The following is a 21780-nucleotide window of genomic DNA, read 5'->3' on the forward strand; positions in this document are numbered from 1 at the left end:
GAATGCTCGGTATCCGTACAGGAGTGGAGTAATGAAGAAAACAAGGTTTCTGTGGTGGGCCGCGCCGGTGCTGGCGGCGGCGCTCGCGCTCACGTCGTGTTCTGCCGACTCGACCAGCGGTGGGCCCGAATCCGTTGGCCCGGTGAAGATTTCCGACGGCGGGCTGCAGGGCGATCCGATCCTCATAGGATCGATCTGCAGCTGCACCGGCCCGGCCGCGGCGTCGGTGGGACACGCCACCGATGTGCTGCAGGCCTGGGCGTCGTGGGTCAACGATCGCGGCGGAATCAATGGGCACCCGGTCAAGCTCATCGCATACGACGACGAGCAGAATCCGACAACAGCGCTGGCCGTCGCGAAGAAACTGGTCGAACAGGACAAGGTGCTCGTAATCGTCGGGCAGACCAGCCTGGTCAGTTCGAGTTGGCAGAACTACGTCGACAGCAAGGGCATACCGGTCATCGGCGGACAGCCGGTCGATGCCCCGTTTATCACCGACCCGAACTTCTTCGCCTCCGGAACCACGCTGCCGGTGCTGATGCTGGGTGAGGTGGCCCAAGCCAAACAAGCGGGCGCGAAGACCCTCGGCGTCTACTATTGTGCCGAAATCCCGGTCTGCGAGCAGCTTCCGCAGATGCTGAAACCGATGGCCGAACAGGCCGGTCTGGGATTCTCAGCGGAGAAAGTCGCGATTGCCGCGCCGAACTACATCGCTCCCTGTCTCGAATTCAAGGACAAGGGTGTCGACGCCGTATTCCCCGGCGTCTCGGTCGAGGCGATTTCGCGCATCGCGGCATCGTGTGCGCAGCAGGGTTACAAACCGATTCAGGCTCCTACCGGCGTGAGCCTGCAGAGAGCGTGGGCCACGGACCCGAACTTCGAGGGCAGCATCTTCGCGGGCTCGAACGCGCTGTACACCGATGACTCGATTCCGGCCATCAAGGACTTCGGCGACGCCCTCGACAAATACATTCCCGGCCTCCGGGGCAGCGGGGACTTCAGCGCGCCGCTGCTGTGGCCGTGGGCAGGTGGGCAGCTGTTCCTGGCGGCGGCCAAAGCAGCCAATCTCTCCCCGTCTTCGACGAGCGCGGATGCGATCAAGGGACTGCGCGCACTGCGCGAGGAGACCCTCGACGGTCTCGCTCCGCCGCTGACCTTCCCCGAAGGCCAACCGGGGTTCCCGCTGTGCTACTTCACCGGCAACACCAAAGGCGGTGTGTTCCACTCCGCCAACGGCGGTAAGCCGACGTGCATCGACCAGGCAACTGCCGCTGCGCTGATGAAGGCACTCACGCCGTCGTAACCATCCGAACCGGTATTCGGCGAGGCGGTGGTGTTACGCCGCCTCGCCGACGAGGACGGCGAGGATCACCGACACGATCGTCGCCATGCTCACTGCGCCGGTGCCCGAAGCGACATCGGGGGTTGGGTCAGGAGCTGATCGGTAGGTCGAGGCTGGCCAGCAGGTCGATCACACGTCGCCGGATATCGTCGCGGATCGGCCGCACGTCGGCCACCGGTAGTCCGGCCGGGTCGTCCACGCCCCAATCTTCGTACCGGATGCCGGGCACCAGTGGGCACACGTCGCCGCACCCCATGGTGATGATGACGTCGGCGGCCAGGATGATCTCGTCGGTCCAGGTCTTGGGGAACTCGTGGGAGATGTCGATGCCCACCTCGGCCATGGCCGCGACCGCTGCCGCGTTGAGCGCGCCGCTCGGCTCGGACCCACCGGACCAGGCCAATACCCGACCCCGTGCGTAGTGCTCGAAGAAGCCCAGCGCCATCTGCGAACGTCCGGCATTGAAGGTGCACAGGAACAGCACCACCGGGACCGCGTGCTCGACGCGCCCCTCCACCTTGGCCCGAGCGTGCAGCTGCTGCCGGGCGAAGCGCTCGGCCAGCAGCGGCACGTACAGCTTCACCGGCGCGCGTGCCGTGATCTGCGCGTAGGAGTCGTGCAGGAAATGGTGAATCGTGTTGGCGTCGAACAAGATCGTGAACTCGCGGTGCAGCCGCCGCTCGGCACGGGCGAGCGCCGTGCCGTGCACTATGTCGAGGAGTCGGTACGCCGGGGTGATCTCGGCATATCCGGCCCCGTTCGTCCGCTCGGGCGTAGACACAGTAGTGAGGGTGACACCGATGCCCTTGCGCGGCAACCAAACTGGGGATGAACCGTATCGTACCTGCAGGCCACAATGCGGCGTATCGCCGCAGAAACCCCCTCGATACAGCGGGCGTCGCGAAAACCGTTAGCGCAGAGAACCTTCCATCGGGTCGGTGGGCATGGGTGCAAGGCAACGACCACCCGGGCGAATTCGTCGAGGGGTGCATCGCTCGATTCGCCCTCACGTCCACGCCCGCGGCGACCCGTCCGCCGCACCGTGACCGCTGATGTTCCGGCGGGGCTGGAGATCCTGATCGGACTAGGGGATCAGGTCCAGCACGGTGGTGGATTTCACCTGCATGATCGCGGTGTTGATCGCCACCGCAGACGCAAGGACAAGGCCGGCCATCGGCTCGCGCAACGGCTTGTCGATCACCAGCGCGTAGGTCTCGGCCGACACGATCGCCCGTTGCAGGCTGGCTGTGGTTCTGATGATCCGGGCGATTTCCGCGTCGGCGTGATCGACGATTGTGAACTTTCGAGGTTGGAACAGCCGGTCTGCGTGGATAGTCCCGATCCGGGTGTCGTCGGCAAGCAGCGCGAAACGCTTTTTGCCCATCCAGTTCTCCTGGACAATCCGACCGATCGGCTGTCCTGCGGGCCCGTCGACGATGACCTTCGACTTGAACACCTTTCGCGGCCGCGTCACCGTGAGTGCAGGATTGTCCAAGGCATCTCGCATTTCGAGCCGGTGGGTGAAGAAATTACTGAAGTCACCGAAAAAGCGAGCGGCCTTCTTGAGTCGACTCTGACCGACCTCCACTACGGACCCGAGCCGCTGGCCGTTCTCGCCCAGCACCGCATACTCGGTGGACATCTCGATCAGCTTCGGCTTCTGATCGATCACCAGCACCGGCTCGGTGTAAAGCGTTCCACCACAACGTCGTCCGGCGCTGGTGAGTTGTTCGGAAGTTGCCATTGCTTTCCTCTTCGATGGGGTCCGGGGAATCCGGCTATGAATAGGCTCCGCGACCGGCGGCACCCCAACAAGGCACCCAAGGGTGCGGTCAGCGCCCCCCGCTGCCCCCTGTGACAACGTGGACGGCCGGTTTGGAGAGGCCCTTCGGGGTGGGCGATGTCCACCCCATGGGTGGCTATCGCCAACTGCGCACCTGACCGAATCTATTCATGCAAGCCGACGAAATCTCACACGAGGAAAGACACGCATCCTGTGCATCTCATCGCCGTCATTGTGCTGACTGCAGGCATCGCCGGGCTCCTGCGCCGGTTGGTGATACTGCGATCCACCTCCAATGGCGGTTCGCGCACGGAGTCCTCGACCATATGGCCCACACTGCGGGTAGGTGAATCATGGTCGTGGCCATCATCGTGCTGATGCTCGTAGTATCTCGTCCTGCACCGCCGCCACGAATACCCGAGCTGTCGGAATCACGTTCCGATGCTGCGGGCCACTCCTGAGCCTTATTCCCCTCGGCGACCAGGTATCCCGCGGTACTCGCGCCGACCACGAGCAGGGACAGGCTCGGGATGAGCGCGATCGCCAGAATCCGCGTCCGGACCCCGAGTCTCACTCTGAGCATCGGCTCGAGGTAGTACGGGCCGGATCGAATTGATTGTCCTCTTTCCGTGCGGTGGAAACTGTCTGAAGCGGTACGTGCGACAGACCGCCCCAGCAGAGGGCGACGGTGATTTCGACGGCTTGTTCCTTCGGCATGGGCCGCGACGCTGAGAGCCAGTAGCGCGAGGTGAACTGGCTCGCGCCGACAAGCCCGACCGCGAATGCCCACGCGCGCTGTGGACCGAGGCCGGAGTCTCGGATGAGTAGATCGTGTACCGCACCGACGCAGGCCGCAGTGGCCTGCCCTATCCGCCACTGCACGGACGGCTCGGTCGGCACCTCCGACTCGAAGACCAGCCGGAATCCGTCGGGATCATCGTCGACGAAGTCGAAATAGGCGTGCACCGCTGCCGATAGCCGCCCATGACTGTCGTCGGTCGAATGCAGGGCGTCGTGCACAGTGGACACGAGTCTGTCGAGATGCTGTTGCAATACCGCCAGGTACAGCTCCAATTTGCTCGGAAAGTACTGGTACAGGCTGGGTTTGCTGATGCCTGATCGCCTTGCGATCTGATCCATGCTGGTCCCGTGGTAGCCGCGTGTCGCGAAAACTTCGCCTGCGCTTGCGACGATCTGGCGGCCTCGTGCGGCACGAGCCGATCTGGCCGCATGTGCCCTGGCCGTCATCGTCTCGGGCGCCCCGTGCTGTGACATGTGGTCAGCGAGATCAGTCATGTGAAGCTCCCATCGGTGTCCGCGAGATACGCCGGTGAGACGGCTGTGCGGCGCTGCCGTCTGCGGTATGCACCGCCAGCACGGGCGGCGATTCGGAGCGCGTTCGACTCGCCGCCCGTGCTGGTCGCCGCCCGTGCTGGATGGCACCGATATGAGTATACTGTTATACCGTCGGCTTGCGGCCGGGCAGGCGACGCGAGGTAAGTGAGCACGCGTACCGAGGCTCTCCGTGACTACGAGAGAACCTCAGCTCACAATCCTGCGATCCCTGAAGGAGGTCGGCGACGTTCAGTTCGTCTCGACGACGGCGAATGGACTTGCACCTCGATCACGAACGATTCGGCTTCTATCGACTTGAACCCGCCGTGGTTCCCGGCAGCCGGAACACGGCCGGAATGCGCCATCAGCCCTCGCGCGAACGCCGCGTCAATTCAACTGTCGCCGCGCGCAATTCGCCCGCCGAATCGATCGGCGTCGCGTAGCCGACACGTGTCCGTGACACTCCGCGGGGTGTAACCACTCGCAGATCCAGCCCGTACCGGTCGGCGCGTTCGCAACTCGCCTCGGTCGCATCCGGATATCCGCCCAATACCTGCGCCATCGACAACAGCGCATCCGCGTGATCGTCATTGAGGTGAGTGATCGCCCGCGCCGCCACCGAAACGACCGGATCCGGCGCGGCCGCCAGATACTGCTCGGCCGTCGCCGAATCCATCCGCCCGTACCCGCCGACCCATCGAACGCGCCGCACCCGCAACACCCACAGCGAAAAATCGCTGTAATCCACGTAGTACTTCGCCGCGGGCACCGCCGCCAGATGCGCCGCACGCGCCGCCGCAGCCTCATCGCCGACCGGACGCTCCGCCACACCGGCCAGCGTGATGCGGGTACCGGCCAGCGGATCGGCCGGAACATCGGGCGACACCACCGACAGGCTGGCCCGCGGATCCGCCGCGAGATTGCGCCCATGTTCGGCCATCCGCGATACGCACAGCACCGGCTGACCCTCCAGCAGCCCGTAAGTGACGAACGACGCCCACGGACCACCGTCCTCACTCAAACTCGCCAAGGTCGCGATATTCGTCGCCGCCGCAACGGTTCTGGCCTCCTCGGCCGCCGAGGGGCGAGCGGGATTCACCACCGGCGCGGTCGGCTGTGGAATCGAAGGCGCGTCGCCCGGATCACCGTGATCGAGAGTCATACCGTCCATCCTCGCAGGTATCCACTGCCATCCAGCGCGGTATCCCGACCAGAACGCGGTAGCGCAGCGGAACCACCAAGGACGCGGAACCGCTGACATCGGACACTCGAAACGCCGACGACCGGATATCGAAGCGATCGATCGCGCGCACAACCGCCGCGGATCGGCAAGACTGGCGTGCGTGACCAGATACGCATTCGACGCCGACCGCAACGCCCTTGTCGCCATCTGGGCGACCGGACGCGGCGATCTCTCGACCACGGTGGCCGAGCTGCCACCGATAAACCATGACCAGGCAACGAGTTTGGCGTCGAATCTGACCATCCTGTCCCGGTTCCAGTGGCGCACCTATACGCATCCGGCAAGTGCCGCAGGCGATCCCGACGTTCCTAATAGCGAGGCCTGGCGGCGCGCGGAAGAGCGCCGCAACTTCAAGGAGGTCGAGGCCGGAATCCGCACCCCGAACCTGCCGACCGACCACGGCCTCGTCGTTTCCTACAGCGGCGTGGTCGAATCCGCGCACCGCGTCGGGCGCACCTTGCACGCCATCGACGACTCCGCCCTTCGTGACACCATCGCCGGCGAGGTCCGCACCGAACAGGCCGCCATCGAGTCCGCCGAACTCGGCGATCTGTCCGGGCGCGCACGCCAAGCGGTCGAACTCTCACGCCCGGATGTCTCACCGGCCCAGGTCCAGGCCGCCGACGACCTGCTGCGCGCCGACCCCCTCGGCACCGTGGAACTGTTCACCGAACTCGACCCCGCCTCCGCATCCGTCGCGGCCGCGCACTGGCTCTACGCCGCCGCCGAAGTCGCGGGCGAACTCACGGGCGTGCCGACCGCCGATGTGGTCGTCGAAGCCGACGATATCGAAGCACTGCAGGTCGAAACCCCCACCCTGGTGCTGGAGCGACTGACCAGCGGTGAGACACCGACCGAGATCGTCGTCGACCTCATCGCCGAGGCCATGGCCGTGTCCGAAGGACACGTGCCCGCACCATGGGCGGTGGTGGCCCGCGTCGCCGAAATCGAAGAGCAGGCACGCAAATTCGATCTCGACAGCGCCTCCCGCGCCGCCCTCCTCGATGAGTTCCGGATCAGCCGCCTCGACCCCACCCGTCCGGCCCTCGACCTCCTGGAAGATCTCCTCGACGGCATCCGCGGCTGCCTACTGCTCTACTCGGCCCACACCGCGGGCGACGACGCGGAAGTCGAAGCCCAGTTCGCCGCCGACGTCAGAGGGGAAGCCGACACCCACCCCGATCAACTGTTCTGAGCCGGGCGCCGCTGATCAACCACAGCGCACAGACATCTGACGCGCATCGGCGGCCAGCCAGCGGAGCAGCGCGTCGTAAACGGCGTCGTGGTTGAGCAGGGTGAAATGGTTGGCACCGAGGATATGCAGACCGTTGGCATCATCGAAACCGATGCGGCGGGCCCGATTTCGGCCGGCACCGCTGGCGGGAAGGACCAAGCCGTCGCCGATGATCCGGCCGAGCGGATGGCGCGGGCTGTGGGTTACCGAGGCGGTGACGAAGTAGTGGTCGGCGCAATCGAGCAGCGGTACCTCGCGAATGACTCTGCGGCGCAGAGCATCCGCGTCCATGTCATGCCAATCCTCATCGACGAGCGAACCCTGGCGCAGGTCGCGAATGCCCGCGCTGCGGCGGCGCAGCAGCCGACCGAAGGGCCGGGTCTCCGGTATTTTCACCAATCCGGCGGAGGCATAGTGGACGAACTGCTCCAACGGTGCACCCAAATGCGGTGATCCGAGGCAGACGATCTGCCGCACCCGGCGCACCCACGGCAGGTCGGCCTGATCGGCGTCGTAGCAGGCGCCGCGCGCGATCAGGCCGCCCATGGAATGTCCGACGAGTGCGATCTGCTCGACCTGCACCGGCCAGTTCTCGACCAACCGCTGCAGCATGCCGTTCAGTAGACGGGCGTTCTCCGGGATGTGCAGCCCGCTGTTGTATCGAACCATCAGCGCCGTGCAGTCGAGATCGGCTTCGAGCCGCTCGGCATAGCTGGGCCGCCCGCCGAGTCGCCAAGCGTGTTCGGTCTCCACCAGACCGTGCAGAAAAACCACGATGCGCGGGCGCGGATTCGACACCACATCGCCGACCCACCCCGGCGCGACCGGTTCCCCATTGATCCGAAATGTCATCGGCCCGGCCAGAATCGGCAGCTCATCCTCGAGACTGTCTCCGATCAAACCCTGCAATACCGCCAGGAATCCGGACCCGTAGACCGTGCGTGAGGGCACCGGAGCGCCGGGTAAGTCCACGGTGCGCTCCGCCAGGGCTCCCGCAGCGACTGCGGTTCCGCCGACCAGCCGATACACCCCATCGGCAATCGCATCGTGCACCACCTTGACCGGCTGCGCAGCCGGTCCGACACCCAGTCGCACCGCCGCGAACACCCGGTCCGAGATGGCTCGATGCACCGCGGCGATCCCCGCGATCGCACCACCCAGTTCATCGCCCGCCAACCGTGCGAGCGCCTGTATCTCCGCCTGTCGTTGCCGCTCGGGCTCATTCATGCATTCAGTGTACAATTGTTCACTGAGATTTTCGTGTCGGAAGTGGCGGCCTAGGGCGGAATGTGGCTGACTCCGATCGCGGTTTCGGTGAGACTGCCGAGGTAGAGAGTGCCGTCGTGTTCGACAACTCCGGTGACCATCGCGTAGTCGGTGCCCTCGGCCTGTAGGTCGTGCACGACCTTGCCGTCGAAGTCGACGGCCATCACCCAGACCGTGCGCGGCGGTTTGGGCTGTACCCATTGCGGTAGCGCCCAGACGATCCGGCGCAGGATGCCGGGCAGGGGAAGTAGACGGTCCAGCAATGGATTTCGTGGTGACGGCAGGGTAATCCACACCAGGCCGTCGCTGCCGAGAGCCATATTGTCCGGGAAGCCGGGCAGGTTCTCGATCAGGCGCTCGTAGGTGCCCGCCTTCTGCCCGGTGAGCCAGTAGCGGGTCACGCGGTAGGCGCCGGTCTCCGCGACGAGCACGCTGGAGCCGTCGGGGGAGAGGACCACGCCGTTGGCGAATTGCAATCCGTCGATGAGGGTTTCGAGCTTGCCGGACGGATCGAGGCGGAACAGGCGGCCGGTGCCGGAATGCTCCAGCAGGTCGCCCATCCACTCGTCCAGCGGATAACGACGTGACGACGAGGAGAAGTAGATGGTGCCGTCCGTGGCGCGAACCACATTGCTGGCGAAGGGGAGTGGTTCGCCGTCGACCTCGTCCACGAGCACCTCGATCTCGCCCGCGCTGTCCAGCCGCAGCAGGCCGCGATGGAAATCGCAGATCAGCAGCGACCCATCGACATCGGCATGCATACCGAGCGGACGGCCGCCGGTATTCCCCAGCAGGCTCACCGTGCCGGCCGCGGGATCGGTGCTGTAGACCGAACCGTCATCGACTCCCGCAATGATTCGCCCCTCGGCGGTGCGCACCACATCCTCGGGTGCCGCACCGGGCAGTTCCAATCGCGTGATCTGGGGAAGTGGTGTGGCACTACGCATTTCGCGAGCCCGGGGTGGGGCAGGCGGGGGCGTCCAGCGCTGCGGCTGCATTGTCGATCCGGCGACCATGGCTCACCTTATCCCGGGGCCGACAACCGGCCGTCTCTTACATGCCAATACGTAGATATGCGCATCTAAACATGTATGCTCCCCTCGAATGGAGCGGCAACAACATGCGTCCGGCTTCGCCGAACGCAGCACGGACGACGAGGAAGGGGCTTCCTTCGATTAACGGAGGGGACGAGTCGGAGGAGCGGGCAAGGGCATACCCGATACAGAGTGGGTGGCGCACGCATGGGGGAGCGGGGAGGGCTGGGCTCGACACCGTGGTTTCGGGAGCAGGTGCTTCCCCGTCGCGTCAGCGGTGCAGGGCGGTCTCGTGCTGCAAACGCGACAGTTTCTGGGGATTGCGCACGGAGTAGATCCCGGTAATGAGGCCGTCGTCGACACGCGCTGCTACGACGGCATCGATCTCGCCGTCGAGTCGCAGGATCAGCGCCGGGTGGCCGTTGACGAGCGCGGGCTCCGCCGACCTCGCGGTGAGGTTACCGAGCGCGGCGGAGAGGAAGCCGGCTACCGTGTCGGCGCCGACGATGGGCACCAGCGCGGCCTGTGCGAGTCCGCCACCGTCACCGAGGAAGACGACATCCGGTGCGAGAATGTCGAGCAGACTCTGGAGTTCGCCGGTTTCGACGGCTCGCTGGAATGCCGCGAGCGCGTCTCGGGTTTCGGTCGCGGAGACCACCTCGCGTGGTCGGCGCGCGGCGACGTGTGACCGAGCCCGGTACGCGAGCTGGCGGACCGCGGCCGGGCTCTTGTCGACCGCCTCGGCGATCTCGTCATACTCCAGATCGAATACTTCGCGCAGCACGAACACCGCCCGCTCGACGGGCGTGAGGGTCTCCAGTACCAACAGCATCGCCATCGAGACGCTGTCGGCGAGTTCGATGTCCTCGGCGACGTCGGGTGCGGTCAGCAGCGGTTCGGGCAGCCAGGGGCCGACGTAGGACTCTTTGCGGCGCCCGAGCGCGCGCAGCCGGTCGAGCGACTGGCGGGTGGCGATTCGGACCAGGTACGCGCGTTGATCCTGCACCGTGTCGAGGTCGACGCCAGCCCACCGCAGCCAGGTTTCCTGGAGGACGTCTTCGGCGTCGGCGGCCGAGCCGAGCATTTCGTAGGCGACGGTGAACAGCAAGTTGCGGTGCGCGACGAATGCTTTTGTCGCGGGATCCGGACGGTCGCTGCTGCTTTCGCCGTGGTCGGCGGGCGTGGTCTGCGACATGCCGGGCATGGGCGGCTCCTGTTCACTCTCGACTGTGTCACCCATCAGACGTCCGATCCTGCCGTTTCGTAACAGCGGGGCGGTGGTGGTGTGCGTCACATCGAAGTGCTGTTACGTGAATCGGGGCGCCGCCGTCTCATGGTCGTTCGAATCAGCACCACGAGTGAGGACCGAAGTCATGGAACCCCGTTTCAACCTGAACGACAACGAGCTCGGCGCCAAGATCGGCAAGCGATTCGCCAACACGAGCCTGGCGATCATGCAGTCGTCGCTGCCGAAGTCCACGGTGGAGTTGGTGGAGTTGCGCGCCAGCCAGATCAACGGCTGTGGTTACTGCGTCGACGCCCACGCCAAAGAGCTGGCGGCCGCCGGCGAACCCGCGGTTCGGATCAACCTGGTCGCGGCTTGGCGCGAGTCCACCGTATTCAGTGAGGCTGAGCAGGCCGTGCTGGCGTTCGCGGAGGAGGGCACTCGACTCGCAGACGCGAATCGCGGTGTGTCCGACGAGACCTGGGCTCAGGTGCGTAAGCACTACGACGATGACCAGATCGCCGCGCTCGTCTACCTGGTCGCCATGATCAACGCCGCCAACCGGCTCCTGGTGATTACGCAGACCAAGGGCGGCTCGTACGTCCCCGGCACGTTCGAGAGCGTGGCGAGCTGATCCATGCGCGGATCCCGGCCCAGGATCGCTCGGGGTCGGGATCCGCGCTTGGGGGAGCGCATAGACCAGCAGCAGCGCCCCTGGACGACGTCGCGGGAGCCGAAATCGGTTCACGAGGAACGTATCCGGTGGAACTACAATCTCCAGTGCGCTTGAAAAATACATCTGAGTATGTAGATATGCGTATTGAACTATGTAACTCCTATCTCACGAAATCCGGACAACCCAAAAGACTGCACAGACCAGGGGAGTCTCCAGTCGCTGCGCCCGCCGATGATGCTTCGGCGGGCGCAGCGACTGGTCCTAAGGATTGACCGAGAAGACGTGCCAGAGCACAGCAAGCGTGGCCAGCGTGAAAAGCGGTGAGAGAATCCAGGTTTCGACCTTGTTCCCGGTCCGTTCGATCACCGGCACGCAGGTACGCAGCGGGAACGGCCAGAACAGCCGGCAGCCCTTATCGGTGAGGCAATCACCGGCGAGGTGGGCCAGCGCCCCGAGTCCGACAGCGAACGGCAACCACGCCGGTTTATCGGTGATCCAGTGATCCATCGCGAATGTCCCTGCCGCGGCGAGGATTATGACCGTGCCCCACGCCTCGATCCCCTCGCCGGCGGGGCACAGATGCAGTGCCCGCACCGCCAGTGCGAGCAGGAAGAACACCAAACCGAGTGTGAAATATCTTCCGAGCCAATGCTCACCCGCCCAGGTCCCGTAGGCGACGGCGATCACGAAGGCGAACGAGTGTGTGGCGTGCCGATGTCCACCGGAGATCCAGGAAATCAAGCGGCACAGGTGATAGGAGATCGGGCCGAGCACATGCGCGATGGTGCCGTTCGGATGGTCCGCATCGGGCAGCAGCGCGGCCCCTGCCGTCAGGAAGGTGCCGAGCAATACCTCGACGGCACCGAGATGCGCGTCGCCAGTCGGCAATACCGGATAGACCAACGCCGAGATGGGCAGCGTGGCCGCTGCCACCGACCAGGCGAAAGCGCCACTGGTCGCATGTGAATGTCCTAGCACTACATGAAGGTTAGTTGACCACAATCCATTTCAAACAAACGAGACTAGCCAGCTGGTGAAAACGTATCGGGGGGAGGGGATTTCACCGAGAGTGGCCAGACGCGATCGGTGTGCCCGTTGTGCATGGAACAGCGGGCGAACGGTCCGTTGGGGTCGAACAGCACGTCCATATGACTGTCGGCGTGGTCCAGAAACCATAGCGACAGGCCCAATTCGGCGTTGAGCCGATAGAGTTCCCAGGATTGCCAGAGCGCCTCCAGCCGCGCCACGGCTTCGGTGTGCCGCCACCATTCCGGACACCAGGCCAGACCGTTGTCGGCCACTTTGCGCCGATAGACCTGGGCCAGGTAGTTCTCGACGAACTCCACGACCGATCCATAGACCTGTGTCCGCTGCTCTTTCATGGCGCCCCCGAGGACAGTGGCATTCCAAACAGCTTCGAGAGTAGTCACGAAATCTACTGAGGTCCTTGGGGAAACCTTTGCAATAGCTATGCGGAGCGCCGCGAACGCGGATTTACAATGCGATCGAGGGCGTGCAGATCCGATTCCAATGCGTAGAACACGCGCAGCGCGCCGACGAATGCGAAAAGGCTGACCACGCACAGGATCACGATGGGGCCGATTACCGTCTGCTGCTGTGCCGCGTCCAGGTAGACCAGACCGCCCGCCACGCCGATGAGGGGTACGGAGGCAGCGATGCCGAGATAGATCCGGCTGCGTCGGGCGAGCTGCCGCAATCGGATGGCGTCATCGGAGGAGCTTTGTCCGCTGCCGAGCAAACCCGGGTAGTACCAGCGCAGTACGAAGAAGGTGACCGGAAAGTACGAGTACACCACCGCGACCGCGGCCGCTACCAGATGGGATGCGATGAGGTTGATGGTGAATCCGAGGGACAGGTCCGCGGTGTAATGCAGCTGTGTCAGGAAGATCACCAGGGATAACGCCCACCCGGCGAACCCGACCACCGCGATGCGGTCGCCACATGCGAGAGTGTCGGCGCGTGCCCGCGCCAGCGTCTCCTCGTCGTAATGCTTACCGCGCCGCAGTCCGTCGGGAACCAGGAACACCAGACGGCACCAATACAGCAGGGCGAGAATCCCGATCGGGTAGCCGATCGCGCCGAGTAGTGTTGCGAGGCGTTGGAGTTGGACGCTCGCGTCTGCGGTGAGTTGCGCATCGAGCAGGCGCGTGTTGTGCGCTGAAAGATAGAGCACGCCGAGGAATTGCCCCAGCATGCTGGACAGCGTCACCACCGGCATCGGCCGCATCCGCAGTTTGGCGCGGATGCTGTGCACCGGCGGGTCGACGAGATCGCGGGCGGTGCGGTCCAGGGTGAGATCGAGCTGACTGGCGAGTTCGGCGCCGGTGGCGAAGCGGTCGGCGGGATCGGGGGACAGGCAGGTGAGCAGGGCATGCTGCAGTACCGGTGGGCAGTCCGGCGGAATATCGGCGGCGAAGCGGTCGGGGACCGGCTGGCGACGCAGTTCGATCATCCGTTCCAGTGAGGTATCCGATTCGCCCGCGCTGCGTTCGTCGTCGAAGGGGAGTCGGCTGGTGAGCAGTTCCCACAGCACGACCGCGAGTGCGTACAGGTCGCTGCGCGTGTCGAGGTCGGCGGCGGTGGTCGCCATGGTCGGATGGCAGGCCTCGAGCTGCTCGGGGGACATGTAGGCGAGTGAGCCGCCGAAGTAGGCGGCGGGGCTGGCGCCGGGGATGTGACGGCTGAAGCTGATATTGAAGTCGGCGAGTTTGGGTTGCCCGTCGACTGTGAGCAGTACGTTGGCGGGTTTGATATCGCGGTGCAGCACACCGGCATGGTTGGCGTAGTCCAACGCGGAGGCGAGTCGACTGCCCAGCCACGCAACGGTTTCCGGCCAGCTCAGCCGTGCGACCTCGGTGCGGGTGGCGGATGGTTGCGGTTCCAGCACCCCGCCGCTGGCGGCCGCCTCGTCGACGGCGTCGAGCAGCAGTCGACCGGTCTTTCCCTCGAGGCCAGTGCGGCGCAGCAGCCGCAGTACGCCGAGCAGGGTGCCGCCCGGAACGTACTGCATGTACATCAGTTTCAAGTGCTGATCGGCGATCTGGCGCTGATCGAAGACGCGCACGATGTTTTCGTGATCGAGCCGGGCCAGCGTCTGACCCTCACTGCCGCGATCATGGGAGATCTTGACCGCGACGAGCCGCTGCATCGAGCGCTGTCGTGCCAGAAAGACCCGGCCGAACGCACCCTGGCCGAGCAGGATCAACATATCGAAATCGTCAACGGTCGCACCGGGATTGATGGAGTCGAGCGTTGCGAGCGCGGCCGGATCGGTCAGGACGGTGGTCCGGAAGTGATCGCCATCGAGGCGGTCGGCGATCCGCGCCATCTGCTGCGAATACCGCTGCTCGTATTCGGTGAGATCCAGATCCTGATCGAACTGGCGGCGCGCGGTGATCTCCTCGTAGATCAGGTCCGGAGGCAGTGGGGCGGTGTGGAGTTCGGGAAATTCGGCCAGGTACTCGTCGAGGCGCTTTTCGGCCGTTTTGCGGATCGACCGGTGATGCAGATCCACCTTGATCAACTCGATCAGCGCCGACCGCCGCAGTGCGGTTTCGGTGGGCAGATGCGGGGTCAGCTCGGGTGGTTCGCCCGCGGCCTCCCACTCACCCGCGAAATCGGCGACCGCTCTGGCCAATACGGCCTGAGCAGCCATCGCGCGATCCCCACCGTGCTCCGGTGGTACCGCGCCGAGCTGGGTATTCATCGTCGGCTCACTCGATCAAGGTTGGTGTCCCGGACAGAACCGAGAATATTCGATTATCGTCGTCCGCTGCTGATCTTCGCCACCGATGTGGGTCGCCGGGCTGGTCCCGGCGCTCGATTCGTAGTTGAGTGATCGTGCGGACCAGCGCCTTTCGACCAGTAGGAGGAGACCGTCATGAGCACGCTGTCGGATCGACCGAATGCCGCCTTGATCGTGATCGACGTGCAGAACGGTGTCGTGGGTGAGGCGTATCAGCGGGACAGGGTGGTCGCGAATATCGGCACGCTCGTCGAGAAGGCCCGGCAGGACGGTGTTCCGATCATCTGGGTGCAGCACTCGAGCGAGGAGCTCGTGCCGGGGACCGTTGCGTGGGAATACGTCCCGGAGTTGGTGTGTGCGGAGTCGGAACCGTTGGTACACAAGCGGTTCGGCGATTCGTTCGAGGATACCGAGCTTGCGGAGGTGCTGGCACGGGCCGGGGTCGGGCATCTCGTGGTGACCGGTGCGGAGACCGATGCCTGCATCCGGTCCACGATCCATGGCGCCTTCGTTCGAGGATACGATGTGACACTTGTCAGCGACGGGCACACCACATTCGACAAGAGCGAATGGGGCGCGCCAGCCCCGGAGCAGGTCATCGCGCACACGAATCTGTACTGGCGTTACCAGAGCGCACCGGGACGGACGGCCGCTGTCGCCGAGACGAAGGACGTGCGCTTCGAATGACGGTGCCCCCGCGAACCATAGGAGTTCGCGGGGGCACCGCACGGGGGATGATCTTCCGAATAGATCGGTCATCCCTCCTTCATCACACCAGGTCGAACCGGTCCAGGTTCGACACCTTGACCCACGCGGCGATGAAGTCGTTGACGAACTTCTCCTTCGAGTCGTCGGTCGCATAGACCTCCGCGAGGGCGCGCAGCTGCGAGTTCGACCCGAAGACCAGGTCGGCGCGGCTGCCGGTCCACTTGACCGCACCGGTAGCGCGATCGGTGCCCTCGTAGGTTCCGTCATCGGCGGCCGACGGCTCCCACTTCGTGCCCAGATCGAGCAGGTTCACGAAGAAGTCGTTGGTCAACGATCCCGGGTTCGCGGTGAATACGCCCAGCGGCGACTGCTTGTGGTTCGCGCCGAGGACGCGCAGACCACCGATGAGGACGGTCAACTCGGGGCCGCTGAGGGTGAGCAGGTTCGCCCGGTCGATCAGCAGGTACTCGGCCGGGAGCCGGTTACCCTTCCCGAGGAAATTGCGGAAACCGTCCGCGCTGGGCTCGAGCGCGGAGAAGGATTCCACATCGGTCTGTTCCTGGGTGGCGTCCGTGCGACCCGGGGTGAACGGCACCTCGACGTCGTAGCCGGCGTTCTTGGCTGCCTGCTCGACGGCCGCGGCGCCGCCGAGCACGACGAGGTCGGCGAAGGACACCCGGGTGTTCCCGGTCTGGGCGGAGTTGAAGGACTCCTGGATGCCCTCGAGAACGCGCACCACCTGGGCGAGTTCGTCGGGCTCGTTGACCTCCCAGCCGGCCTGCGGCTGCAGGCGGATGCGTCCGCCGTTGGCGCCACCGCGCCTGTCACTGCCGCGGAACGACGCCGCTGCCGCCCACGTGGTCGAAACAAGCTGTGCGACAGTCAGACCCGAAGCCAGGATCTGGCTCTTGAGTGCGGCGACATCGGCGGCCCCGATGAGGTCGTAGTCGGCGGCCGGGACGGGGTCCTGCCAGAGCAGCGTTTCTTCCGGCACCTCCGACCCGAGGTAGAGGACCTTCGGGCCCATATCGCGGTGGGTCAGCTTGTACCAGGCCTTGCCGAACTCCTCGGTGAGCTCCTCGGGGTGCTCGAGCCAGCGACGGGTGATCTGCTCGTAGATCGGGTCGATCCGGAGCGAGAGGTCCGTCGTCAGCATGACCGGGGTGTGGGACTTCGACGGGTCGTGGGCATCGACCACGGTGCCCGCCCCCGCGCCGTCCTTGGGGATCCACTGGTTCGCACCGGCGGGGCTCTTGGTCAGCTCCCATTCGTACCCGTACAGGGTCTCGAGGAAGCTGTTGTCCCACTTGGTCGGGGTGGGCGTCCAGGTGCCCTCCAGGCCGGAGGTGATCGCGTCCTTGCCGACGCCGGTGCCGAAGGCGCTCTTCCAACCCAGGCCCTGCTCCTCGAGCGGGGCGGCTTCGGGCTCGGGACCGACGAGCTCGGCATCGCCGGCGCCGTGGGTCTTGCCGAAGGTGTGGCCACCGACGATCAGCGCTGCCGTCTCGATATCGTTCATGGCCATGCGGCGGAACGTCTCACGGATGTCGACTGCCGCGGCGAGCGGATCCGGATTGCCGTTGGGGCCTTCGGGGTTGACATAGATCAGACCCATTTGGACTGCGGCCAAGGGGTTTTCGAGATCGCGGGTGCCGGTGTAGCGGTCGTCGCCGAGCCAGGTCTGCTCGGGACCCCAGTACACGTCCTCCTCGGGCTCCCACTGGTCGACGCGGCCGCCACCGAAACCAAAGGTCGGAAAGCCCATGTCTTCGAGCGCGACGTTGCCCGCGTAGACCATGAGGTCGGCCCAGGAGAGCTTCTTGCCGTACTTCTTCTTGACCGGCCACAGCAGGCGTCGGGCCTTGTCGAGGTTTCCGTTGTCGGGCCAGCTGTTGAGCGGGGCGAACCGCTGCATACCGGCGCCGGCTCCGCCGCGGCCGTCGCTGATCCGGTAGGTCCCCGCGGCATGCCAGGCCATCCGGATGAAGAACGGTCCGTAGTGACCGAAGTCGGCGGGCCACCACTCCTGCGAGGTGGTCATGACCTCGACGATGTCGGCCTTCACGGCAGCCAGATCGAGGGTTTTGAATTCCGCGGCGTAGTCGAAGTCCGGGTCCATGGGGTTGGCTACGGCCGGATTCTTCTGCAGGATCTTGAGATTGAGCTGGTTCGGCCACCAGTCACGGTTGCTTCCGCCCTCGGCTGGGGACTTGAGGCGACCGGACGTCACGGGGCAACCACCGGCGGCGGGTTCCGTATTGGCCTCTCCGATGGGCGGATGTTCCTCAGGCACGGCAATTCCTTTCGGGGGAGTGAGTGAATCGGGCTGTGATCACGGGTGTGATCCGGACATTTGTGCTGCCGAGCAGTCGGGGCACAGGCCCCAATAGATGACCTCGGCCTCATCGAGTACGAATCCGTTGTCGTGTGATGCGGTCAGGCAGGGCGCATCGCCGACGGCGCAGTCGACATCGGCGATGACTCCGCACGAGCGGCACACCACATGGTGATGGTTATCGCCGACTCGCGTTTCGTAGCGCGCGACGGATCCCATCGGCTGGATGCGCCGCAGCAGACCGGCGGCCGTCAGCGCGCGCAACACGTCGTATACCGCCTGATGGGATACCGCACCGAGCGTCGCGCGCACATGACCGAGGATCGAGTCCGTATCGGAGTGCGGATGCTCGTGCACGGCAGTCAGCACGGCAATCCGCGGCGCCGTGACGCGCAGCGACACCCCGCGCAACATGCGCTCGAATTCCGAATTCGTGGACACATTCAAGAGTATGACTTATTCAAGTCTCCATCGGGAGGGTTTTGCGAAATCTCGAGACGATCCCACAATCCGCGTTGCTCTCCGGGCTCGATCGCGTCTGATGAACCCACAAGATCCGGAGTCAGGTGAGTCGCGAGATAGACGATCGCAGCCTGCAGACGATCCGGTTCATCGCCGAATGCGCCAAGTCCGGCATTGCATGGTGGGCACAAGAGGCCACGCACCGCACCGGTTTTGTGATCATGATCGACAGCGAGGGGGACCTTGAAGAGGGTCTGGCCATCCTTTCGGGGACGGCCACCAACCTTGGACAGGTCGATATCGACCTCATGGACACCGCAGATGCCGCAGCGGAATTCCTGCTCGGCTCGCAAGCGGTCGTACTGCTCCGGTGTTATCCGGTATTTCGCCCACAGGTTGGCGCGTCGAATCTCTGCCGGACCTTGGCGTTGTCGTCGAGTTCGTTGATAGCACGCCATGCATAGCGGGTTAGTCGGATTTAACCGGGCCATCTGTTTCGAGGGTTTGAGCTGACCGCACCCATTGGGGGGAGAGCAGCGGATCAACTCCGGATCAGGAGTTGGGATCACATTGCGGATTCTGTCAGCAACCACCGACAGAGCCATTACTTGACATAGTGTTGATTATCGGCGTTACAACGGACGGGCTGGAAGTGGGCGGCTCTTGTTGTATGACGTTGTCATGTAAGGGATTTCGGGACTCTGCCTGCTGATCGGCTGGCTGGCTACCGGCGACCCTGTGTGCGGAACGTGTGCTGTGGATGCGTGGTGTCCCCTTGTTCCCCGATTCTGTCGATGTAAATATTCCGGTTGATCCTGGATTTTGGCGGAGAAACGTCGGATCCACTCGAAGCCTCGGATCTCGACCGTTGGAGCTCGACTCCCCTCTGCATCTGCTGCAACCCTTAAATCGTCACTGTGACGATTTAAGGGTTGCAGCAGGTCTGGCGAGTTGGATTGGTTCCTGGGTTATGAGGCCAGTGCTTGTTGATTGGATCTGTTTCGGGGGTCCAGTTGGCGGCAGGCTGGGGTGATGTTGGTTCGGCGGCTGGTGGCGCTTTATGTCGGGTTGTGGTTGTACGGGTTTTCGATGGCGGTGATGATTCGGGCCGGGCTCGGGTTGGATCCGTGGGATGTGTTTCATCAAGGGGTGGCCGCGCATGTGCCGATCAGTTTCGGGGCGGTGACGGCTCTTATCGGAGTCGCGGTGTTGTTGGCGTGGATTCCGTTGCGGCAGTGGCCGGGTCTCGGCACCGTGAGCAATGTCGTGGTGATCGGTGTTTCGGTCGATGTCGGGTTGTGGATGTTGCCGGACTGGGATGTGGTGGCGGTGCGGGTCGGCGCGATGGGTGCCGCGGTGGTTTTGAATGCGGTGGCTACGGTGCTGTATATCGGGGCGGGTATGGGTCCCGGGCCGCGGGATGGACTGATGACTGGACTGGTACGCCGGACCGGATGGTCGGTGCGATTGGTGCGTACCGGGATCGAAGTATCGGTATTGATGACCGGCTGGCTATTGGGTGGCAGCGTCGGCATCGGCACGGTGGTCTATGCGTTCGGCATCGGTCCGCTGATTCAGGTGTTGATTCCGTTCGCGAATCGGTATCTGCCGGGATTTCATGTGGATCGGAAGGCAGAGCCCGATGTTGTCCCGGTGGTGCCTTGATCGCAGTCGGTCGACTCGGTGCCGCTTCGACGCCAGCGGCCGATGGTCGAATTGCCCTGGGTGGCAAGAAGATACCGCCGAACCACTCCCCCTTTTGCCTCTCCCTGCTACCCCGCCGTAAATCGTCACTGTGACGAACGAGGTCATCGAGCGATGGCCGAAAATGTTGATTTCCTGGCCGCGGCGCTCTCTCGGCAACTGTGTCACCGTTCATACAGTTGTCGACATGACTAGCACTCCGTCCGTGCTCATCGTCGGCGCCGGATTCGGCGGCCTCGCGGCCGCGCTGGAGCTCGAGCGCCGCGGCCATGACGCGTTCACCATTATCGATAAGGCCGACGGGCTCGGCGGGGTCTGGCGGGACAATACATACCCGGGCGCCGCCTGTGACGCGCCGTCGGATCTGTACTCGTTCTCCTTCGCCCCCAATGCGCACTGGCCGAAGCGTTTCGCCGAGCAGCCTGACATCCTCGCCTACATGCATGAGGTGGCCAGGCGCCACGACCTCGACAAGCACATGCGGTTCGGTGTGGAGGTCGACTCGGCGGACTTCGATGCCGACCGTGGCATCTGGCAGGTGCGCACGACCGCGGGTGAGCTGCTCGAGGCGGATGTCTTCGTGCCCGCAGTGGGTCAGCTGTCGCGCCCGGTGTGGCCGAATATTTCGGGCATGGATTCGTTCACCGGAGATGCGTTCCATTCGGCGCGCTGGGAACACGATGTCGAGCTGTCCGGTAAGCGGGTCGCGATCATCGGCACCGGTGCGAGCGCGATTCAAATCATTCCGGCGATTCAGCCGAAGGTCGGGCAGTTGACGGTGTTCCAGCGGTCGGCGCCGTGGATCATTCCGAAGATCGAAAGCTATTACGCGCCACCGAAACTCAATGCGTTGGACAAGTTGTCGATCGTGACGAAGTTCCCGCTGATCCAGCGCGCGGAGCGGTTCGGCTGGTATTCGTTCTACGAGTTGGTCACCTCGGGGCTGGAAGGCAATGGCCGAATCGCCGAGGTGATCTCCGGGTGGGCGCACCGGCATCGGGCCTCGCAGATCTCCGATCCCGAACTGCTGGCCAAGATGACCCCGGATTATGAGGCGGGCTGTAAGCGCGGGCTGATGGCGAGTAATTACTACCCGGCGGTGTCGCAGCAGAATGTGCACATCGAGACCTCGCATATCGCCGAGATCACGCCGACCGGTGTGCGCACCGAGGACGGCACGCTGCACGAGGTCGATGTGATCGTGTACTGCACCGGATTCAAGGCCACGGAGTTCTTGGCGCCCATGAGGATTCGCGGGATCGGTGGCAAGGAGCTGCACGAGGTGTGGTCGGGCGGTGCGCGTGCCTACAAGGGCCTCACGGTGCCGCATTTTCCGAATATGTTCATCATGTACGGGCCGAATACCAACCTCGGCGCGGGTTCGATCATCTACATGCACGAAAGGCAGGCGCGCTATCTGCGCCAAGCGGTCGAGCATCTGCGCGAGGTCGGTGGTTACCTGTCGGTGAAGCCGGAGGTGGAGGCGCGGTTCGACGAGGAGATCCAGGGGCGGCTCGAACATACGGTGTGGACCAAGTGCACCAGCTGGTACCGGGAGGCCAGCGGTCGGGTGACGGCGAACTGGCCGGGTCGGATGAGTGAATACGACAAACGGACGCATTTCGATGTCCGCGACTACGAGCTTGTTCGCACCGGAAGGTAACCCC

The 21780-nt window shown here is 64.4% G+C and carries 20 protein-coding genes; 7 read left to right on the plus strand and 13 right to left on the minus strand.

Annotated features, from left to right (window positions below):
* The first annotated feature begins 31 nt into the window (after positions 1–31).
* On the plus strand, positions 32–1303 hold the full coding sequence (locus OIE68_RS08400) for an ABC transporter substrate-binding protein (protein WP_327098819.1): 1272 nt from the start codon (positions 32–34) through the stop codon (positions 1301–1303).
* A gap of 127 nt (positions 1304–1430) precedes the next feature.
* Here the strand turns inward: OIE68_RS08400 and OIE68_RS08405 are convergent, their stop codons facing one another.
* The 4 genes from OIE68_RS08405 to OIE68_RS08420 all read right to left on the minus strand — a co-directional run bounded on the left by OIE68_RS08405 (position 1431) and on the right by OIE68_RS08420 (position 5622).
* Positions 1431–2081, minus strand: coding sequence for a three-helix bundle dimerization domain-containing protein (locus OIE68_RS08405; RefSeq protein ID WP_419150754.1), 651 nt, complete (start codon positions 2079–2081; stop codon positions 1431–1433).
* Between the two features lie 345 nt (positions 2082–2426).
* On the minus strand, positions 2427–3149 hold the full coding sequence (locus OIE68_RS08410; protein ID WP_327098820.1) for a phospholipid scramblase-related protein: 723 nt from the start codon (positions 3147–3149) through the stop codon (positions 2427–2429).
* Between the two features lie 546 nt (positions 3150–3695).
* Positions 3696–4421: a TetR/AcrR family transcriptional regulator gene (locus OIE68_RS08415; protein ID WP_419150688.1), complete on the minus strand. Its 726-nt coding sequence runs from the start codon at positions 4419–4421 to the stop codon at positions 3696–3698.
* A 403-nt stretch (positions 4422–4824) separates the two neighbouring features.
* Positions 4825–5622: a HugZ family protein gene (locus OIE68_RS08420; RefSeq protein ID WP_327098821.1), complete on the minus strand. Its 798-nt coding sequence runs from the start codon at positions 5620–5622 to the stop codon at positions 4825–4827.
* A gap of 181 nt (positions 5623–5803) precedes the next feature.
* Between OIE68_RS08420 and OIE68_RS08425 the strand changes: the two genes are divergently transcribed.
* The gene (locus tag OIE68_RS08425) at positions 5804–6898 is read left to right on the plus strand and encodes a hypothetical protein (RefSeq protein WP_327098822.1); all 1095 of its coding nucleotides are present in this window, start codon (positions 5804–5806) and stop codon (positions 6896–6898) included.
* Positions 6899–6913: 15 nt separating this feature from the next.
* Here OIE68_RS08425 and OIE68_RS08430 read toward each other — a convergent pair whose 3' ends face one another.
* The 3 genes from OIE68_RS08430 to OIE68_RS08440 form a co-directional block, all read right to left on the minus strand.
* Positions 6914–8164 (minus strand): alpha/beta hydrolase, encoded by a 1251-nt coding sequence (locus OIE68_RS08430; protein ID WP_327098823.1) that lies wholly within the window; start codon positions 8162–8164, stop codon positions 6914–6916.
* Between the two features lie 50 nt (positions 8165–8214).
* Positions 8215–9219: an SMP-30/gluconolactonase/LRE family protein gene (locus OIE68_RS08435; protein WP_327098824.1), complete on the minus strand. Its 1005-nt coding sequence runs from the start codon at positions 9217–9219 to the stop codon at positions 8215–8217.
* 289 nt (positions 9220–9508) lie between these two features.
* Entirely contained in the window at positions 9509–10441 is a 933-nt protein-coding gene (locus OIE68_RS08440; protein WP_327101610.1) for an RNA polymerase sigma-70 factor, read from the minus strand.
* A 169-nt stretch (positions 10442–10610) separates the two neighbouring features.
* Here OIE68_RS08440 and OIE68_RS08445 point away from each other — a divergent pair, with 169 nt between their 5' ends.
* Positions 10611–11096, plus strand: a complete 486-nt coding sequence (locus OIE68_RS08445) for a carboxymuconolactone decarboxylase family protein (RefSeq protein ID WP_327098825.1) — start codon at positions 10611–10613, stop codon at positions 11094–11096.
* A gap of 303 nt (positions 11097–11399) precedes the next feature.
* On the opposite strand, the gene OIE68_RS08450 is transcribed toward OIE68_RS08445, so the two are convergent.
* The 3 genes from OIE68_RS08450 to OIE68_RS08460 form a co-directional block, all read right to left on the minus strand.
* Positions 11400–12116, minus strand: coding sequence for a metal-dependent hydrolase (locus OIE68_RS08450; protein ID WP_327098826.1), 717 nt, complete (start codon positions 12114–12116; stop codon positions 11400–11402).
* 44 nt (positions 12117–12160) lie between these two features.
* On the minus strand, positions 12161–12484 hold the full coding sequence (locus tag OIE68_RS08455) for a DUF4913 domain-containing protein (protein WP_327098827.1): 324 nt from the start codon (positions 12482–12484) through the stop codon (positions 12161–12163).
* Positions 12485–12606: 122 nt separating this feature from the next.
* Complete coding sequence (locus OIE68_RS08460) at positions 12607–14865, minus strand: serine/threonine-protein kinase (RefSeq protein WP_327098828.1); 2259 nt, start codon at positions 14863–14865, stop codon at positions 12607–12609.
* A gap of 174 nt (positions 14866–15039) precedes the next feature.
* On the opposite strand from OIE68_RS08460, the gene OIE68_RS08465 reads away from it, so the two are divergent.
* Complete coding sequence (locus OIE68_RS08465) at positions 15040–15591, plus strand: cysteine hydrolase family protein (RefSeq protein ID WP_327098829.1); 552 nt, start codon at positions 15040–15042, stop codon at positions 15589–15591.
* An 82-nt stretch (positions 15592–15673) separates the two neighbouring features.
* Here the strand turns inward: OIE68_RS08465 and katG are convergent, their stop codons facing one another.
* The 3 genes from katG to OIE68_RS47000 are packed head-to-tail and all read right to left on the minus strand — an operon-like array spanning position 15674 to position 18612.
* Positions 15674–17905, minus strand: a complete 2232-nt coding sequence (gene katG / locus OIE68_RS08470; protein WP_327098830.1) for a catalase/peroxidase HPI — start codon at positions 17903–17905, stop codon at positions 15674–15676.
* Positions 17906–17944: 39 nt separating this feature from the next.
* The gene (locus tag OIE68_RS08475; RefSeq protein WP_327101611.1) at positions 17945–18361 is read right to left on the minus strand and encodes a Fur family transcriptional regulator; all 417 of its coding nucleotides are present in this window, start codon (positions 18359–18361) and stop codon (positions 17945–17947) included.
* A 29-nt stretch (positions 18362–18390) separates the two neighbouring features.
* Entirely contained in the window at positions 18391–18612 is a 222-nt protein-coding gene (locus OIE68_RS47000) for an endonuclease domain-containing protein (protein WP_419150755.1), read from the minus strand.
* Between OIE68_RS47000 and OIE68_RS08480 the strand changes: the two genes are divergently transcribed.
* The 3 genes from OIE68_RS08480 to OIE68_RS08490 all read left to right on the plus strand — a co-directional run bounded on the left by OIE68_RS08480 (position 18514) and on the right by OIE68_RS08490 (position 21776).
* Complete coding sequence (locus OIE68_RS08480) at positions 18514–18873, plus strand: hypothetical protein (protein WP_327098831.1); 360 nt, start codon at positions 18514–18516, stop codon at positions 18871–18873. The genes OIE68_RS47000 and OIE68_RS08480 overlap by 99 nt on opposite strands.
* A 568-nt stretch (positions 18874–19441) precedes the next feature.
* Positions 19442–20074, plus strand: coding sequence for a hypothetical protein (locus OIE68_RS08485; protein ID WP_327098832.1), 633 nt, complete (start codon positions 19442–19444; stop codon positions 20072–20074).
* A 226-nt stretch (positions 20075–20300) separates the two neighbouring features.
* Positions 20301–21776: an NAD(P)/FAD-dependent oxidoreductase gene (locus OIE68_RS08490; RefSeq protein ID WP_327098833.1), complete on the plus strand. Its 1476-nt coding sequence runs from the start codon at positions 20301–20303 to the stop codon at positions 21774–21776.
* Positions 21777–21780: the final 4 nt, after the last annotated feature.

This window comes from Nocardia vinacea (genome assembly GCF_035920345.1).
In the GTDB taxonomy this organism is placed as follows: Bacteria; Actinomycetota; Actinomycetes; order Mycobacteriales; family Mycobacteriaceae; genus Nocardia; species Nocardia vinacea_A.

Coding starts and splice junctions, on each gene's coding strand:
- OIE68_RS08435 (WP_327098824.1), bottom strand. CDS start 9,219: ATGGTCGCCGGATCGACAATGCAGCCGCAGCGCTGGACGCCCCCGCCT.
- OIE68_RS08400 (WP_327098819.1), top strand. CDS start 32: ATGAAGAAAACAAGGTTTCTGTGGTGGGCCGCGCCGGTGCTGGCGGCG.
- OIE68_RS08465 (WP_327098829.1), top strand. CDS start 15,040: ATGAGCACGCTGTCGGATCGACCGAATGCCGCCTTGATCGTGATCGAC.
- OIE68_RS08460 (WP_327098828.1), bottom strand. CDS start 14,865: ATGAATACCCAGCTCGGCGCGGTACCACCGGAGCACGGTGGGGATCGC.
- OIE68_RS08485 (WP_327098832.1), top strand. CDS start 19,442: ATGTTGGTTCGGCGGCTGGTGGCGCTTTATGTCGGGTTGTGGTTGTAC.
- OIE68_RS08475 (WP_327101611.1), bottom strand. CDS start 18,361: ATGTTGCGCGGGGTGTCGCTGCGCGTCACGGCGCCGCGGATTGCCGTG.
- OIE68_RS08420 (WP_327098821.1), bottom strand. CDS start 5,622: ATGACTCTCGATCACGGTGATCCGGGCGACGCGCCTTCGATTCCACAG.
- OIE68_RS08440 (WP_327101610.1), bottom strand. CDS start 10,441: ATGCCCGGCATGTCGCAGACCACGCCCGCCGACCACGGCGAAAGCAGC.
- OIE68_RS08490 (WP_327098833.1), top strand. CDS start 20,301: ATGACTAGCACTCCGTCCGTGCTCATCGTCGGCGCCGGATTCGGCGGC.
- OIE68_RS08430 (WP_327098823.1), bottom strand. CDS start 8,164: ATGAATGAGCCCGAGCGGCAACGACAGGCGGAGATACAGGCGCTCGCA.
- OIE68_RS08415 (WP_419150688.1), bottom strand. CDS start 4,421: ATGACTGATCTCGCTGACCACATGTCACAGCACGGGGCGCCCGAGACG.
- OIE68_RS08445 (WP_327098825.1), top strand. CDS start 10,611: ATGGAACCCCGTTTCAACCTGAACGACAACGAGCTCGGCGCCAAGATC.